12 protein-coding genes are annotated in these 16,534 nt (G+C 55.5%); 7 read left to right on the forward strand and 5 right to left on the reverse strand.

Translation table 11 applies throughout. The features are described from left to right. The first annotated feature begins 439 nt into the window (after positions 1 to 439). Complete coding sequence (locus OWK27_RS19135; protein ID WP_267590985.1) at positions 440 to 2,149, forward strand: ABC-F family ATP-binding cassette domain-containing protein; 1,710 nt, start codon at positions 440 to 442, stop codon at positions 2,147 to 2,149. A gap of 216 nt (positions 2,150 to 2,365) precedes the next feature. Further along, complete coding sequence (gene adhP, locus OWK27_RS19140; RefSeq protein WP_267590986.1) at positions 2,366 to 3,376, forward strand: alcohol dehydrogenase AdhP; 1,011 nt, start codon at positions 2,366 to 2,368, stop codon at positions 3,374 to 3,376. Between the two features lie 51 nt (positions 3,377 to 3,427). Here adhP and araJ read toward each other — a convergent pair whose 3' ends face one another. Beyond that, positions 3,428 to 4,603 carry an MFS transporter AraJ gene (araJ, locus tag OWK27_RS19145; protein ID WP_267590987.1) on the reverse strand — a complete coding sequence of 392 codons (1,176 nt, stop codon included), beginning with the start codon at positions 4,601 to 4,603 and terminating at the stop codon, positions 3,428 to 3,430. Positions 4,604 to 4,998: 395 nt separating this feature from the next. Between araJ and OWK27_RS19150 the strand changes: the two genes are divergently transcribed. Continuing rightward, positions 4,999 to 5,187 (forward strand): hypothetical protein, encoded by a 189-nt coding sequence (locus OWK27_RS19150; protein ID WP_267590988.1) that lies wholly within the window; start codon positions 4,999 to 5,001, stop codon positions 5,185 to 5,187. 69 nt (positions 5,188 to 5,256) lie between these two features. Here the strand turns inward: OWK27_RS19150 and fdnI are convergent, their stop codons facing one another. The 3 genes from fdnI to fdnG are packed head-to-tail and all read right to left on the reverse strand — an operon-like array spanning position 5,257 to position 9,849. Next, complete coding sequence (fdnI, locus tag OWK27_RS19155; protein WP_176610272.1) at positions 5,257 to 5,913, reverse strand: formate dehydrogenase-N subunit gamma; 657 nt, start codon at positions 5,911 to 5,913, stop codon at positions 5,257 to 5,259. Beyond that, entirely contained in the window at positions 5,906 to 6,790 is an 885-nt protein-coding gene (fdxH, locus tag OWK27_RS19160) for a formate dehydrogenase subunit beta (RefSeq protein WP_148419801.1), read from the reverse strand. Before fdxH ends, fdnI begins: the two co-directional genes overlap by 8 nt. An 11-nt stretch (positions 6,791 to 6,801) precedes the next feature. Further along, complete coding sequence (gene fdnG / locus OWK27_RS19165; protein ID WP_267590989.1) at positions 6,802 to 9,849, reverse strand: formate dehydrogenase-N subunit alpha; 3,048 nt, start codon at positions 9,847 to 9,849, stop codon at positions 6,802 to 6,804. Positions 9,850 to 10,069: 220 nt separating this feature from the next. On the opposite strand from fdnG, the gene yddG reads away from it, so the two are divergent. Continuing rightward, a complete protein-coding gene (gene yddG / locus OWK27_RS19170; RefSeq protein ID WP_267590990.1) occupies positions 10,070 to 10,948 on the forward strand; it encodes an aromatic amino acid DMT transporter YddG in 879 nt (292 codons plus the stop codon). Positions 10,949 to 11,574: 626 nt separating this feature from the next. Next, positions 11,575 to 12,648 (forward strand): porin OmpC, encoded by a 1,074-nt coding sequence (gene ompC, locus OWK27_RS19175; protein ID WP_267590991.1) that lies wholly within the window; start codon positions 11,575 to 11,577, stop codon positions 12,646 to 12,648. Between the two features lie 46 nt (positions 12,649 to 12,694). Here ompC and OWK27_RS19180 read toward each other — a convergent pair whose 3' ends face one another. Further along, a complete protein-coding gene (locus OWK27_RS19180) occupies positions 12,695 to 14,182 on the reverse strand; it encodes an MFS transporter (protein ID WP_267590992.1) in 1,488 nt (495 codons plus the stop codon). Positions 14,183 to 14,298: 116 nt separating this feature from the next. Here OWK27_RS19180 and OWK27_RS19185 point away from each other — a divergent pair, with 116 nt between their 5' ends. Together OWK27_RS19185 and OWK27_RS19190 are read left to right on the forward strand one after the other, a co-directional pair. Next, complete coding sequence (locus OWK27_RS19185; RefSeq protein ID WP_148419796.1) at positions 14,299 to 14,874, forward strand: TetR family transcriptional regulator; 576 nt, start codon at positions 14,299 to 14,301, stop codon at positions 14,872 to 14,874. A gap of 210 nt (positions 14,875 to 15,084) precedes the next feature. Continuing rightward, on the forward strand, positions 15,085 to 16,470 hold the full coding sequence (locus OWK27_RS19190; RefSeq protein WP_267590993.1) for a NarK family nitrate/nitrite MFS transporter: 1,386 nt from the start codon (positions 15,085 to 15,087) through the stop codon (positions 16,468 to 16,470). The last annotated feature ends 64 nt before the right edge of the window (positions 16,471 to 16,534 follow it).

The following is a 16,534-nucleotide window of genomic DNA, read 5'->3' on the forward strand; positions in this document are numbered from 1 at the left end:
GTGGTGGTACAGCACGAAAGTGGGGGTGATCGACCTGAAGAAAAAGTCGATCACCATGGGTAAAGGATGTTAAAAAGTGTTCACCATGTCCCCGAACACCTGTCTACCATGTCCCCGGACCGTACACGGGGAGAGGGTTAGGGTGAGGGGAATATACGGCACTCCCCGCTAGCCAAACCCACATTCCCCCGCTACACTCCCTTCATCCATCAACCCACTGAATATATAAGGAGGCCAATTATGCTGTATTGTGAAATTTTTAATTTTTCACATACTCTTGGCGATCGCACCAGCTCAAGCGTTATCGGTATCGTGCTGCGATAACTTCTGCTTGAGCGAAGCCACCAACCCCTGAAATCCCTTCTCTCGGGCTTACTGAGTTATCGTCAGCGATGTTTGACGAGGCATAACCATGCCTGTAACTCTTGGGTAAGCAACAATGAGCACTTTACTCACTGCACATTCATTACGCGTTGATACAGCGTTTGGCACGCTCTTCGACTCTCTCTCCTTTACGCTAAAAAAAGGCGACCGCCTTGGTCTGCTGGGCGATAACGGCTGCGGCAAAAGCACGCTGCTTAAAGTCCTCGACGGAACGCAACTTCCTGCGGCCGGAACGGTTTCTCTTGCGGGTCATTGTCTGATGGCGCGCGTGGAACAGCACCTGCCGGAGGCTATTTATCCCCTGACCATGCTGGATGCGGTGCTGGCTCAGCTGCCGACCGGCGAGCGCGACAGCCTGCGCTGGAAAGCGGAAACGCTGCTTGCCAGTATGGGCTTCACGCCGCAGGAAACGGCGCTGCAATCCGCTACGCTGAGCGGCGGCCAGCACACGCGTTTACTGCTGGCGCGAGCGCTGATTGGCGATCCGGATCTGCTGCTGCTGGACGAACCGAGCAACCACCTTGACCTGCCAACCCTGCTCTGGCTGGAGCAGTTTTTACAGAACTGGTCCGGCAGCTTTGTTCTTGTCTCACACGACCGGCAGCTGCTGGACGCGGTGACCAACGGCAGCTGGATCCTGCGCGATAAGACGCTGCACTACTTTGCCCTTCCCTGCACGGCGGCACGCAAGGCGCTTGAAGCTAAAGATGAAAGCGACGCGCAGCGCCATAAGGCGGAGCAAAAGGAAATCGACCGCGTAACGGCCAGCGCGAAGCGGCTGGCGACCTGGGGCAAGGTCTACGACAACGAAGATCTCGCCCGTAAGGCGAAGCAGATGGAAAAACAGGTCGAACGGCTGAAGGATAATCAGACGGAACTGACGGAGGGCAGCCAGTGGACCTTAACCCTGCGCGGGGACGCGCTGCGGGCAGACCGCCTGCTTGAAATCACCAACCTCGGCGTGCCCCCTGCGCCGGGCCTGCCGGATCTGTTTACGATTGACAGCGCGCGCCTGAAAAGCGGCGACCGCATTGCAGTTGTGGGTCGTAACGGCTGCGGTAAATCGTCGCTGATGAAGCTTATCTGGCGACATTTTCGTGACGACATCTCAGATGACGGGCTTAAGCGTCATCCGCGCGTCTCGCCCGGCTACTACGACCAGACGCTGCACCAGCTGCCGGACGATGCGGCGCTGCTTGATGCGCTGGAACCTTTCTCGCCCGATCCGCAGACCCGCAAAATGGCGCTTATCAGCGCCGGTTTCCCGTGGGCGCGTCACGGGCAGAAAGTCAGTACGCTGAGCGGTGGCGAGCGTTCACGCCTGCTGTTTGTCGGCCTGACGCTTGCCCGCTATAGCCTGCTGATGCTGGATGAGCCAACAAACCATCTGGATATGGAAGGCAAAGACGCTCTGGCCGAAACCCTGCAACGGTTTGAAGGCGGCGTTCTGCTGGTAAGCCACGACCGTCATCTGATTAGCCGAAGCTGTAACCGTTTCTGGCTGATTGAGGACGGCAGGCTGAGCGAATGGCACGACGCGGAGGCGGTGTTCGACCGGCTGCGTGAAGGCACTGAGCCGGTTGCACAAGCGGCGTCGACGGCCGCGTCCAGGGCGCAACCTTCTCAACCTGACGATCTGCTCGAACGCCTGGTCGCGCTTGAAGCGCTGCTGGAAGAGGACCTGGCGCGAAAGCCAAAACATCAGAAGCCGCAGCTCCAGGCGCAGTGGCGTAAAGAGATTGAGGAAATAGAAGCCCGGCTGTAACTCAGTACCCGGTGGTCGTTACGCCGGGTCATTTTTACCCTTTTCCAGACGGCGTATTCCCCTACCGATTATTAGAGGATCGCCGTATTCTTAATCTGAAATTGCACTAAATAATGACATTATGTTGCGGATGCCTTGCATTACAGCGCCAACGTATTAATCCTTAGGAGGTATTACACCTGCTATGCAGATACTCATCATGAAAAGGAGAAACACATGAAGGCTGCTGTTGTCACTCAGGATCATCAGGTTAACGTCACGGATAAAACCTTACGCTCGCTCAGGCACGGTGAAGCGCTGCTGAAAATGGAGTGCTGCGGGGTTTGTCACACCGATCTTCATGTTAAGAACGGCGATTTTGGTGACAAAACCGGGGTGATCCTCGGCCACGAAGGGATTGGTATCGTCAAAGAGATCGGCCCGGGCGTAACGTCGTTAAAAGTGGGCGACCGTGCGAGCGTGGCGTGGTTCTTTGAAGGCTGTGGTCACTGTGAATATTGTAATACAGGCAACGAGACCCTGTGCCGCGCCGTGAAAAACGCGGGTTATTCCGTTGACGGCGGCATGGCTGAAGAGTGTATCGTGACCGCTGATTACGCCGTAAAAGTCCCGGACGGGCTGGACTCCGCGGCGGCGAGCAGCATTACCTGCGCCGGCGTAACCACCTACAAGGCCGTGAAGGTCTCTGACATCAAACCCGGACAGTGGATTGCGATTTACGGACTGGGTGGCCTGGGCAACCTCGCGCTGCAGTACGCTAAAAATGTCTTTAATGCAAAAGTCATCGCAATCGATGTGAACGACGAACAGCTGAAGCTCGCCGCCAGCATGGGCGCGGACTTGACCGTGAACTCCCGCAGCGAAGAGGCGGCAAAAGTGATTCAGGAAAAAACGGGCGGCGCACACGCAGCCGTGGTGACGGCAGTGGCGAAAGCGGCCTTCAACTCCGCCGTTGATGCGGTGCGTGCCGGGGGCCGCGTGGTGGCCGTTGGCCTGCCGCCGGAAGCGATGAGCCTGGATATTCCCCGTCTGGTACTGGACGGCATTCAGGTGGTGGGCTCACTGGTGGGTACCCGTCAGGATCTGCTCGAAGCCTTCCAGTTTGCGGCGGAAGGCAAGGTCGTGCCGAAGGTCACGATGCGTCCGCTGGAAGATATCAACGCCATCTTCAAAGAGATGGAACAGGGCCAGATCCGTGGCCGCATGGTAATTGATTTACGCTCGTAATTCAGGCTTGGTCTCCCCACCCTAGGGTGAGGAGATCTCAACTGAGTAAAATCAGGCCAGCGCCCGGGCGTTGGCCTGGCGCTTTTTGGCACATAAATGGCCATACAACAGCAGCGAGGTCATTGCCGAGAAGGACAAGATCGCCGCCGGAAGCGTGACGTAGCTCCAGCTGAAGCCGAGAACGATCGTCATTCCGCCAAAATACGCGCCAATTGCACTGCCGAGATTGAACGCCATCTGCCCGCCTGCCGCCCCCAGCATCTCGCCCCCTTTCGCATTTTGCAGCAGCAGAATTTGCAGCGGCGCAGAGAGCGCAAACAGCCCGGCGCAGCAGACGAATCCCATCACCAGCGAAGCGGTTTTCAGTTCGCCAAAAGCGAACAATGCCAGCAGCGAGGCCACAATCACCAGGTCGGTGGTGGCCGCAATGCGCAGGGGGCTAAAGCGCGCGGATAATTTTCCGCTGAGCATATTACCCAGCACCATGCCAAGCCCCATCAGCATCATGATCGCGGTCATCAGCCCCTCGGAGAAGCCTGACACGTTGACCATAAACGGCTTCACGAAGCTAAACCAGGCAAACACGCCGGCGTTGCCGAACATCGTGGCGGCAAAAATGAGCCACGGCTCCGGTTTCTTCAGGAAGCGAAATTGTTCCGTCAGCCGGGTGGCTGTCGTGTCGCGTATATCTGGCACCCACAGCAGGACCGACAGGATCACCAGCGCGTCAAACACCGCAATTAAAAAGAAGGTGTAACGCCAGCTAAACTCGTGCCCAAGCCAGGTACCCAGCGGTACGCCCAGCAGATTGGCTACGGTCATCCCGGCGATCATCCCGGCGACGGCAACCGTCACCTTTCCCGGCGGTGCGATCTTCGACAGGACGATCGCCCCCACGCCGAAAATCGCGCCATGAGGGAAGCCAGAGATTAACCGCCCCGCCGCCAGCCCGACATAGGACGTTGAGAAAGTAAACAGAGCATTACCAACGACGCACATCGTCATCAGAAACAGCAGCGTTATTTTAAGGGAGAATTTGCCGGAGAACAGCGCCACAATCGGCGCGCCGATGACCACGCCAAAGGCGTAAAACGAAATCATATTCCCGGCGGAGGGAATAGAAATTCCCGTGTCATGTGCAAGCTCTGTCAGCACGCCCATGATGCCAAATTCAGCCATCCCCAGGCCAAAGGTGCCAAGCGCCAACGAAAAAATTGTCTTTTTCATACTACAGCCACGTTTGAAAAATATGCAGGGTGCATTATTGATTAAACTTGTATGGTGAGCCAGCTCAAACCAGCTTTCTGACACATTAATCCATTTATTCAGGTCGATTACACCCAGGCCACGGCCTCGATTCCGCGACCGGATACGGGCCGCAGAGGGTAGCGCCGCTTTCTCGAACGATTTCACAGAGTACATATAAAGGACGGCATGCAGATAAGGTTGAATTATCGAAACGCAGAGCTTACAAAATAAACCGAAAATATTCCTTCAGGCATCTTGCAGATCGAGGTTAATTATACTGGAAGGCGGTTCGCATAATTTATATTACCAGGGGAAACGGTATTTTTTTTATTGCCTTCTGCCGATAATGGCCGCACCAACCAAGGGGGAAAAAAATGAAACAAACACCAGAGTACGGTTCATCAAGAAGTATGACACCAACTAAGCCCCTGAGACATTCGACGCCAGGCAGGACGGCAAAACGCCAGGTATCGGAAGCGTATCGTGCATTTATTCGAGTAATGAATGAGCTTGTAGAAAAGTACGGAACAATAACTGATGATGAGTTTTTCAGGGTGCTTTAATGCTGCGACAATTCAATGTTCAGGCCCGCGCAAGCGCAGCGCCGCCGGACAAAGCCGACGGCGCAAGGCTTACTTCAACCCTTCCGAACTCTCTTTTTGCGCTTCAAGACGCTCAACGTCCCGATACCATCGAGGATGGTGTTTCTGCGCCCAGCGGCGGCTCACCTTCCCTTCAATCATGCCCTTAATCGACCCTTTCACCCAGAATGCCATATACATATGGATCAGGATGGCGTGGATCAGAATAATGGCCGACGTCGCGTGGATTAGCAGCGCGTAGCGCACTACCTGAATCGGGAAGTAGTGGGCGAAATACGGACGCCAGATGATGACCCCGGTCACCAGCAGCACAAAAATCATGCTCATGATGGTCCAGAACATCATTTTCTGCCCGGCGTTATATTTGCCTACCTTCGCGACTTTATGCTCGTTGCCTTTCAGAACTTCAACGATGCCTTTCACCCACGGAATATCCTGCTTATCCGGGATATTGTGATGGACGAAACGCACGAACATAAACATCAGCACCACGAAAATCAGCACGCCGAAGAACGGGTGAAGAATACGCCCCATCTGCGGTGTCCCGAAGGTTTCCGTCAGCCACTGCAGCGTCGGGAAGAAGAACGAGATGCCGGAGACCGCCACCAGGAAGAAGCAGATGACCACCGTCCAGTGACAGGCGCGATCGACAAATTTGGTGCGCACTATCATTTTCGACTTACTCATGATGCTCCTCCTCGTCGTCATCCACCTCTTTATTCGGCCCAATACCGATGTAGTGATAAATCAGCCCGGCAAAGGTGGCGATAAAGCCCGCCGCCGAGAGCGGCTTAAGCGCCCCTTTCCACAGGTTGATGGAGGTATCGATGGCCGGATCCTTCGGCAGGTTGTGATACAGCTCCGGCTGGTCATTGTGATGCAGGACATACATCACGTGGGTTCCGCCCACGCCCTGCGGGTTGTAAATACCCGCCTTGTCGTAGCCGCGCGCTTTCAGCTTGTCCACCCGCTGCTGCGCCACCTCGAGCATCTCTTTTTTGGTGCCGAAGTGGATCGCGCCGGTTGGGCAGGTCTTGACGCAGGCAGGCTCCTGACCCACGCTAACGCGGTCCACGCACAGCGTGCATTTGTATACCCGGTTATCTTCTTTATTGAGGCGCGGGATATTAAACGGGCAGCCCGCAATGCAGTAACCGCAGCCGATGCAGTTATCCTGCTGGAAGTCGACGATCCCGTTGGCATACTGAATGATTGCACCCGCCGACGGACACGCCTTCAGACAGCCCGGATCTTCACAGTGCATGCAGCCATCTTTACGGATGAGCCACTCCAGCTTGCCGTTCTGTTCGGTTTCGCTAAAGCGCATCACCGTCCAGGATTTGGCGCTCAGATCCGCCGGGTTATCGTAAACCCCAACGCAGTGCCCCACCTCGTCGCGAATATCGTTCCACTCCGAGCAGGCCACCTGGCAGGCCTTACAGCCCACGCAGGATGAGACATCGATAAGCTTGGCGACTTCAGCCTTGTAATCCCGCGCGCGAGGCGCGGGGGTTATCGGGTTGGTCGCGGAGCGTTTAATAATGTCTTGTGTTTCCATCGCCATTTAATCGCTCCTTACGCTTTCTCGATGTTGACCAGAAACGCTTTGTACTCCGGCGTTTGCGAGTTGGAATCGCCGACGTTTGGCGTCAGGGTATTGGCGATATAGCCTTTCTGCGCCACGCCCTCAAAGCCCCAGTGCAGCGGAATACCGACCGTTTCCACCTGCTGACCGTGAACGTTCAGGGACTGCAAACGACGGGTAACCACCGCGACGGCACGAATAAAGCCGCGCTTGCTGCTCACCTTCACGCGATCGCCATTGGCGATCCCTTTCGCTTTCGCCAGCGTTTCGCTGATCTCCACGAACTGTTCCGGCTGCGCGATGGCGTTGAGCCGCGCGTGCTTGGTCCAGGTGTGGAAATGCTCGGTCAGGCGGTAGGTCGTTCCGACATACGGGAACTTGTCCTTTTTGCCCAGGCGCAGCACGTCGTCTTCATAGATGCGCACCACCGGACTCGACACCACGTTCGGGTGCAGCGGGTTGGTACCGAGCGGCGTTTCCATCGGCTCGTAGTGTTCCGGGAACGGCCCTTCCGCCAGCTTGTCGATGGCGAACAGGCGTCCCAGCCCTTCCGGCTGCATGATAAACGGCCCGGTGTTGCTGCCCGGTGCGGCGGTGTTGAAGTCCGGGATATCGTTCCCCGCCCACTTCGTGCCGTTCCACTCGATCAGCATGCGCTTCGGATCCCAGGGCTTGCCGTTCACGTCTGCGGATGCACGGTTGTACAGCACGCGACGGTTCAGCGGCCACGCCCATGCCCAGCCCAGCGTGTTGCCCAGGCCTGACGGATCGGCGTTATCGCGGTTCGCCATCTGGTTACCCTGCTCCGTCCAGCTGCCGGTGTAGATCCAGCAGGAAGAGGCGGTGGTACCATCGTCGCGCAGCAGCGCAAAGCTGTTCAGCAGCTGGCCTTTCTTCGCCACCAGGTTGCCGCTGGCGTCGTACAGATCCGCCAGCGCCACGCCGTTATTCTCTTTGGCCACCTCTTCGGACTCGGGACGATCCGGCTGCTTATAGTTCCAGCTCATCTTCAGCAGCGGTTCAGCGCCTTTACCGCCTTCGGTGCGGTACAGATCGCGCAGGCGATGGTAAATGCCGGCCAGAATTTCACCGTCATTACGCGCCTCGCCCGGCGCATCCTGGCCTTTCCAGTGCCACTGAAGCCAGCGGCCAGAGTTAGCGATGGAGCCATCTTCTTCCGCAAAGCAGGTGGACGGCAGGCGGAACACTTCGGTCTGAATCGCTGCCGGATCGACATCGTTTGATTCACCGTGGTTCTGCCAGAAGGTTGACGTTTCGGTGACCAGCGGATCGATAACCACCATGTACTTCAGCTTGCTCAGGCTGCGGACGACTTTGTTTTTATCCGGGAATGAGGCAACCGGGTTAAAGCCCTGGCAGATATAGCCGGTGACGTCACCCTTATCCATCATGTTGAAATACTTGATGACGTCGTACGCCTGGTCCCATTTCGGCAACCACTCAAAGCCCCAGTCATTCTCTTTCTGCGCCGCGTCGCCGTAGAAAGATTTCATCAGGCTCACGGCAAACTTCGGATAGTTGCTCCAGTAGTTCACCTGGTCCGGTCGCGTTGCTTTTGGCGTGTTGGCGTCAAGCCAGCTTTGCCAGTCGCTCTGCTTTTCGGACGGCAGCGTCAGGTAGCCTGGCAGGCTGGTGGACAGCAGGCCGAGGTCGGTTAAGCCCTGAATGTTGGAGTGGCCGCGCAACGCGTTCACGCCGCCGCCGGCCATCCCCATGTTGCCGAGCAGCAGCTGGATCATTGCCATGGTGCGGATGTTCTGCGCGCCGACGGTGTGCTGCGTCCAGCCCAGCGCGTACAGGAACGTGGTGGTTCTGTCGGCGGCACTGGTGGAGGCCAGAACTTCACACACTTTCAGGAAGTCCGCTTTTGGCGTACCGCAGATATTCTCCACCACGTCCGGCGTATAGCGAGAAACGTGCTGTTTCAGCAGATTCCACACGCAGCGCGGATCGGTCAGGGTATCGTCCCGTTTCGCGTAGCCATTTTCGTCGAACTGATAGTTCCAGGAAGATTTATCGTACTGACGCTTCTCTGCGTCATAGCCGCTGAACAGGCCATCTTCAAAGGCAAAATCTTCCCGCACCAGCAGGCCGGCGTTGGTGTAATGCTTAACGTATTCCGCGTTAATTTTGTTGTTTTCGATCAGGTACAACAGCACGCCGGAGAGGAACGTAATGTCCGTACCGGAGCGGATCGGCGCATAAATATCGGCCACCGATGCCGTACGCGTAAAGCGCGGATCGACGACGATCAGCGTCGCATCGTTGTTGTTTTTCGCTTCCATCGCCCAGCGGAATCCCACCGGATGGGCTTCTGCGGCGTTACCGCCCATCACCACCACGACGTTTGCGTTTTTGATATCAACCCAGTGGTTGGTCATCGCACCGCGACCAAATGTTGGAGCAAGACTTGCTACCGTTGGTCCGTGTCAGACGCGCGCCTGGTTATCAACCGCCAGCATGCCGAGGGAGCGCACAAATTTTTGCGTCAGCATGCCGGTTTCATTGCTCGCCGCAGACGCGCACAGCATCCCGGTGGAGGTCCAGCGGTTAACCGTGACGCCCTGCTCGTTCTTTTCAATAAAGTTGGCGTCCCGGTCCGCTTTCATCAGTTTTGCGATACGGGAGAATGCGTCGTCCCAGGAGATGCGCTGCCACTTGTCGGAACCCGGCGCACGATACTCGGGATAGCGCAGGCGGTTTTCACTGTGAACGTAGTCCAGCAGCCCCGCCCCTTTCGGGCAAAGCGCCCCGCGGCTCACCGGATGATCCGGATCCCCTTCAATATGATAAATCGCTTCTTTGGCGTTCTTCGCGCCATCACCCAGGCTATACATCAATAGCCCACAACCCACGGAGCAGTATGTGCAGGTGTTACGGATCTCTTTCGCACGCAGCAGTTTATAGTTGCGTGCCTGAGCCAGCGCCATTTTGGGAGCGAATCCCAGCATAGCGGCTGTTGTTCCGGCCATACCGCCCGCGCAGATTTTAAAGAATTGTCTGCGGCTGACGTCCATTGCTGTCCTCGTTATCTGATAAGACTTCGCGCCGCAAACTAACAGCAAAGCCCCTGTTTTTTTTGCGTCAAATCAAGGTCGTCAAAGTTCGCCCCCTTAATAGTCACCGCCGGTACGTTTTTTTAACCCTTATGGGTTAACCGGATCTGAGAAAATTCGCCAGAAGAAGCGGATAGATGCTATAAGTTTTCCCTTTGATTTTTATGGGACTGGCTGGGTAATGGACAGAAAAAGAGCAACGCTGATTGGTCTGGCGGCCATACTGCTGTGGAGCACGATGGTAGGACTTATCCGCAGCGTAAGTGAGGGGCTCGGCCCGGTGGGCGGCGCGGCGATGATCTACACCGTCAGCGGATTACTGTGCCTGGTGACGGTGGGCTTTCCGGATCTGCGGCGTTTTTCCACGCGCTATCTCATAGCGGGCAGCGTCCTGTTTGTCAGCTATGAGATGTGCCTTGCCCTGTCGCTGGGCTATGCCGCGACGCGCTCGCAGGCCATTGAGGTAGGCATGGTCAACTACCTCTGGCCGAGCCTGACGATCGTGTTCGCCATTCTGTTCAACGGGCAAAAATCTACCCTGTGGGTGGTGCCTGGGCTTCTCGTCTCGCTGTTGGGCGTGTGCTGGGTTTTAGGCGGCGAAAGCGGCCTGCACGTGGATGACATTATGCGCAACGTCGTCTCCAGCCCGCTAAGCTACGGGCTGGCGTTTGCAGGCGCCTTTATCTGGGCCGCCTACTGCACCGTCACCAGCAAGTACGCGAAGGGGCAAAACGGCATCACCCTTTTCGTCCTGCTGACCGCCATAAGCCTGTGGGTCAAATATGCCTTAAGCGATCAGCCTGACATGGCGTTCAGCGTACCGGTGGTGGTGAAGTTGTTAATGTGCGGCGTTGCGCTCGGCTTCGGCTATGCGGCCTGGAATATAGGCATTCTTCACGGGAACGTGACGATGCTTGCGGCGGTATCTTATTTTACGCCGGTACTTTCCGCCGCGCTCGCGGCTATTTTGCTCAGCTCTCCCCTTTCATTCTCGTTCTGGCAAGGCGCACTGCTGGTTTGCGCCGGTTCACTGCTGTGCTGGTACGCCACACGTAAATAACCCTGCACGCTTTTGCCGGGTACGCGCGTTGCCCGGCAAAAAATTAACAATAATTTAAAATGTGATCACACATCAGGATATTATTCATAACATTAGAGCGCACAGGACATTCTGTTTATAGTGCTAAAACTCATCGATATTCTGGCACTAAATTGACACAAACTGACAATGCGCGAAATTAATGCAGGCTTAATATTTGCCCCCTAAATAGCACAATGTGCAATAGTTTATTTCTGGGTGTTTCTGATGAAAATTAAGCAACCACTTAAGCAAATCCTCATAACCACCTGTTTCTACGATAGAAAAACTTCAAAGATATTTATTTCCGCTCGCCTATTGAACTCGCTGACGTAAAAAACATAAACGCTCAAAAACTATTTGGGTGCATATTATCCTGATTAGTTAATAATCGCTTTATGTATATTTATTCATCGAATCAGGCGGTTCGACCGCAATTTTTCAGATCATGATCACACTAATTGAAATTATCTTTAATATTTTGAAACTTATTATTGAAACCAGACTACGGAATTTCAAAAATAGTCTGCCATTGACGATCTGCCTCGTTTAAAAATCGTCCAGCTGGCTTAGGAAACACCTAAATAAAATTATAAGGATTATTTAAGATGAAACTTAAATTAGTTGCAGTGGCAGTCACTTCCATGTTGGCAGCAGGCGTTGTTAACGCAGCTGAAGTTTTTAACAAAGACGGTAACAAACTGGACCTGTACGGCAAAGTTACGGGTCTGCACTATTTCTCTGATGATACGGATAACGACGGCGACAAAACTTACGTTCGTCTGGGTTTCAAAGGTGAAACGCAGATCAACGACCAGATGACCGGTTACGGCCAGTGGGAATATGAGTTCAAGGGCAACCGCTCTGAAGATCAGGGTTCCGACGGCAACAAAACCCGTCTGGCATTTGCTGGCCTGAAATTCAACGAGTTTGGTTCCTTCGACTACGGTCGTAACTACGGCGTTGCTTACGACATCGGCGCATGGACTGACGTTCTGCCAGAATTCGGTGGCGATACCTGGACCCAGACCGACGGCTTCATGACTGGCCGTACTACCGGCGTTGCAACCTACCGTAACACCGACTTCTTCGGTCTGGTTGACGGCCTGAACGTTGCTGCCCAGTACCAGGGTAAAAACGACCGTAAAGACATCACCGAATCTAACGGTGACGGCTGGGGTCTGTCCTCTACCTATGAGTTCGACGGTTTCGCGGCGGGCGCAACTTACGCAAAATCTGACCGTACCGACCGTCAGGTTAATGCTGCAAGCGACCTGAACGCAGGCGGTGAAAATGCGGAAGTCTGGGCTGCCGGCCTGAAGTACGATGCGAACAACATCTACCTGGCAACCACCTACTCTGAAACCCGCAACATGACCGCGTTCGGTAACGGCCACATCGCCAACAAAGCGCAGAACTTCGAAGTTGTTGCTCAGTATCAGTTCGACTTCGGCCTGCGTCCGTCCATCGCTTACCTGAAATCCAAAGGTAAAGACATCGGCTCTTACGGCGACCAGGACCTGGTTGAATACGTTGACGTTGGCGCGAGCTACTACTTCAACAAAAACATGTCTACCTACGTTGATTACAAAATCAACCTGCTCGACGACAGCAAGTTCACCAGTGATGCAAAAATTGCAACCGACAACATCGTGGCTGTAGGTCTGACCTACCAGTTCTAAGATGCGTTAGTGCAGAAAGGCCAGCCCTCGCGGCTGGCCTTTTTTATTACTGCTGCGGCGCTTTCGCCAGGCTAAACCAGATCCCCACCGCCAGAACCAGCAGCATGCCTCCCGCACTGCCTAACGCCACGCTGTGCGAGGTGATAAACGCGGATTTCGCCGCCGACATCACCGACTCGGCCAGGGCAGGCGTCAGATCCTGCGCGACGCTCATCGCTTCACCGATCGACGACGACGCTTTCTCGCTGAGGGCCGCGTTCAGCCCCTGCGGCAGCGCAATCGACGCCGAGAAGCTGCGGGTCAGCAGCAGTCCGAAAATGGCAATTCCCAGACCCGCGCCCAGCTCATAGGACATGGTCTCGATCGCCCCTGCGGCAGCGGCCTTCTCTTTCGGCGCCGCGGCCATGATCGCAGAGGTGGATGCCAGCAGCGCGCTGGCGGCACTGAAGCCCAGCAGCACCATCAGGCTCCACGCCTGCCACTGCTGCGTGCTGAAGTCGAGCATCGACAGGCCGATAAAGCTGACCGCGCTGAGCCCCATGCCCCCGGCCGCGACGATGCGCAGCCCCAGGCGACCGACCAGCACCCCGGCGATAGGCCCGCTAAATCCACTCGCCACCATCACCGGCAGCATAAACATCCCCGCTTCGAACGGCGTAAAGCCATGAACGAACTGCAGCTCCTGCGCCATCAGCAGCTCAAAGCCCACCAGCGCGATCATGGCGGTCATCGCCATCACCACGCCGCTTAAAATAATGCGGTGGCAAAACAGGCGCATGTCAATCATCGGCACGCGCGCCCGCAGCTGAATGCGGACGAAGATAAACAGCATCACCGCCCCGGTGAGTAAGGTACCGAGCACCAGCCACGGAGACAGCACGCCTTTCAGCGCGGTTTTAGCGCTATATACCAGCAGCAAAATGGCCACAATCAGCATGATGGCGTGGCTGATATTGAGCGGCTGTTCAGGCCGTCCCTGCTGAGCGGGCACGAACCGCGCAGCGAGCGAGACCACGACCAGCACGATCGGCACGTTAATCAGGAATACCGATCCCCAGTAAAAATGCTCCAGCAGCATACCGCCAATCAGAGGGCCAAACGCCGCCCCGCCCGAGCCGACGGCGGCCCAGACGCCAAGAGCGATATTACGGTGCCGCGCGTCGATAAACAGCGTGCGGATCCCGGCAAGCGTGGCCGGAATGATCATCGCCGCGCCAATAGCCAGCGACGCGCGGGCAGCAATTAGCCAGCCCGCCGACGGTGCAAAGGCCGCCGCCAGAGACGACAGGCCAAACAGCGTGCTGCCGATCATCAGCAGGCGCTTAAAGCCTATGCGATCGCCCAGCGCGCCCATCGGCAGCACCATTCCCGCCATGACCAGCGAATAAATATCGATAATCCACAGCAATTCATTTCCGCTGGCCCCCAGCGTCATGCTCAATGTCGGTGCGGCCACGTGCAGCACCGTCGCGTCAATCGCCACCGGGATATACACCAGCACGATAATCACCAACGCTAACCACTGACGAAACATAAATTTCCTTATCAGATAAAAACTGGACACATGTCCAGATTGCGATCCTACGTAAAGTTGAACACTTGTCCAGCTTTTTGTTACACTCGTTTCGTTCCCATTGAGAGTGAGATATTATGCGTTATCTGAGCAAGGACGAGCGTCGGGAAGAGATCTTACAGGCCGCTATGCGCGTGGCGCTGACCGAAGGGCTGGCCGCGATGACCGTTCGCCGCATCGCCACCGAAGCGGGCGTAGCCACCGGGCAGGTTCATCACCATTTTGCTTCGGCTGGCGAGCTAAAATCGCTGGCGTTTGTCCGCCTGATCCGCGATTTGCTGGATGCTGAAGTGGTGGGTGAAAATGCCAGCTGGCGGGAGCGGCTGCACGCCATGCTCGGCAGCGATGATGGCGGTTTTGAGCCCTACATTCGCCTGTGGCGTGAGGCGCAAATTCTTGCCAGCCGGGATAACGACGTCAAAGGCGCTTACGTGCTGACCATGGAAATGTGGCACCAGGAGACGGTCGCGATTATTCGTGCCGGCGCGCAGGCTAATGCCTTTATCCTTAATGACCTGCCGGAAAATATTGCATGGCGATTAATCGGCCTGGTATGCGGGCTGGACGGAATTTACGTCTTAAATATGCCCGAGATAGACGACGCGGCATTTAATAAGCATCTGGATAAACTGATCTCCCTCGAATTGTTTTAATACTCCCATTGGGGTATTAATTCCCTCCAAAAGTTACAATTAGTAACACATAATGCGAACCCTGATTCCCTTTCCAAACTCAGGGATTCGCTTTTTTATCTATCCTTTCAGATGTATCCCATAAAATCCAATAATTTTCACAAGCAACCAACAGGCATCCTTCTGTTTTTACTTGTTTTTTCTCTCCATTTGGTTAAGCAAGAGGGCGATATGTCACATCAAAGTGAGAAGAGTAATCAACATTTGTTGAGTAACTGGAAACCGGAAAACGCGCAATTTTGGGAGAATAAAGGGAAACATATCGCTCGAAGAAATCTATGGATTTCTGTGGCTTGTTTGCTGCTGGCGTTTTGCGTGTGGATGTTATTTAGCGCTATTGCGGTAAATCTTAATAAAGTCGGATTTAATTTCAGCACCGACCAGCTTTTTATGCTAACGGCGCTACCTTCTCTCTCCGGCGCAATATTGCGTGTCCCCTACTCTTTTATGGTGCCGATATTTGGCGGGCGGTACTGGACCGTGTTAAGTACCGTTATCCTCGTCGTGCCCTGCGTCTGGCTGGGGATCGCCGTACAAAACACCGCTACCCCATACTGGGTCTTTATCATCATTGCGCTGCTGTGCGGTTTTGCCGGTGCTAACTTCGCTTCCAGCATGGGTAATATCAGCTTCTTCTTCCCGAAGGCCAGGCAGGGCAGCGCGCTGGGCATTAACGGCGGGCTGGGCAATCTGGGCGTCAGCGTGATGCAGCTGGTCGCGCCGCTGGTGATTTTCCTGCCAATGTTCACCTTCTTCGGCGTACACGGCGTACCGCAGGAGGACGGCTCGACAATGTGGCTGGCTAACGCGGCCTGGATCTGGGCGCCGCTGCTGATTCTGGCCACGCTTGCCGCCTTCTTCGGCATGAACGATATCGCCAGCTCGAAAGCGTCTATTGCCAGCCAGCTTCCGGTGCTTAAGCGTTTTCACCTCTGGCTGCTGAGCCTGCTTTATCTCGCCACCTTCGGCTCGTTCATCGGTTTCTCGGCGGGCTTTGCCATGCTGTCGAAGACCCAGTTCCCGGACGTGAATATCCTGCACCTCGCCTTCTTCGGCCCGCTGATTGGTGCCCTGGCGCGTTCTGCGGGTGGGATGATCTCGGACAAACTGGGCGGCGTGCGGGTGACGCTTTTCAACTTTGTCTTTATGGCCGTCTTTAGCGCCCTGATTTTCCTGACGCTTCCCGGCTCGGGTTCAGGCAGCTTTATGGCGTTCTATCTGGTCTTCATGGGGCTGTTCCTTACCGCCGGTCTCGGCAGCGGGTCGACCTTCCAGATGATCGCGATTATTTTCCGCCAAATCACCATCGACCGGGTGAAAAAGCAGGGCGGCACCGACGAGCAGGCGCAGCATGAGGCGGTGACCGAAACCGCCGCCGCGCTGGGCTTTATCTCTGCCATCGGTGCGGTCGGCGGCTTCTTTATTCCTAAAGCCTTTGGCACGTCGCTGGCGATGACCGGCTCGCCGGTGGGCGCCATGAAGGTATTCCTCGTGTTTTACATCGTCTGCGTGTTCGTCACCTGGCTGGTGTATGGCCGCAAATCCTCACAAAAATAATAACTATATCTTCGCCGGAGCGTGCGCCACGCCCTCCGGCAATGCTATCGAAGCAGGAGAAATG

It is taken from the genome of Enterobacter cloacae complex sp. 2022EL-00788 (assembly GCF_026627565.1).
GTDB lineage: Bacteria > Pseudomonadota > Gammaproteobacteria > Enterobacterales > Enterobacteriaceae > Enterobacter > Enterobacter pasteurii.

Excerpts from the sequence above, each read along its gene's own strand:
- ompC (WP_267590991.1), top strand. The coding sequence starts at position 11,575 with ATGAAACTTAAATTAGTTGCAGTGGCAGTCACTTCCATGTTGGCAGCA.
- OWK27_RS19180 (WP_267590992.1), bottom strand. The coding sequence starts at position 14,182 with ATGTTTCGTCAGTGGTTAGCGTTGGTGATTATCGTGCTGGTGTATATC.
- OWK27_RS19150 (WP_267590988.1), top strand. The coding sequence starts at position 4,999 with ATGAAACAAACACCAGAGTACGGTTCATCAAGAAGTATGACACCAACT.
- adhP (WP_267590986.1), top strand. The coding sequence starts at position 2,366 with ATGAAGGCTGCTGTTGTCACTCAGGATCATCAGGTTAACGTCACGGAT.
- OWK27_RS19185 (WP_148419796.1), top strand. The coding sequence starts at position 14,299 with ATGCGTTATCTGAGCAAGGACGAGCGTCGGGAAGAGATCTTACAGGCC.
- OWK27_RS19190 (WP_267590993.1), top strand. The coding sequence starts at position 15,085 with ATGTCACATCAAAGTGAGAAGAGTAATCAACATTTGTTGAGTAACTGG.
- fdnI (WP_176610272.1), bottom strand. The coding sequence starts at position 5,913 with ATGAGTAAGTCGAAAATGATAGTGCGCACCAAATTTGTCGATCGCGCC.
- fdxH (WP_148419801.1), bottom strand. The coding sequence starts at position 6,790 with ATGGCGATGGAAACACAAGACATTATTAAACGCTCCGCGACCAACCCG.
- OWK27_RS19135 (WP_267590985.1), top strand. The coding sequence starts at position 440 with ATGAGCACTTTACTCACTGCACATTCATTACGCGTTGATACAGCGTTT.
- araJ (WP_267590987.1), bottom strand. The coding sequence starts at position 4,603 with ATGAAAAAGACAATTTTTTCGTTGGCGCTTGGCACCTTTGGCCTGGGG.
- yddG (WP_267590990.1), top strand. The coding sequence starts at position 10,070 with ATGGACAGAAAAAGAGCAACGCTGATTGGTCTGGCGGCCATACTGCTG.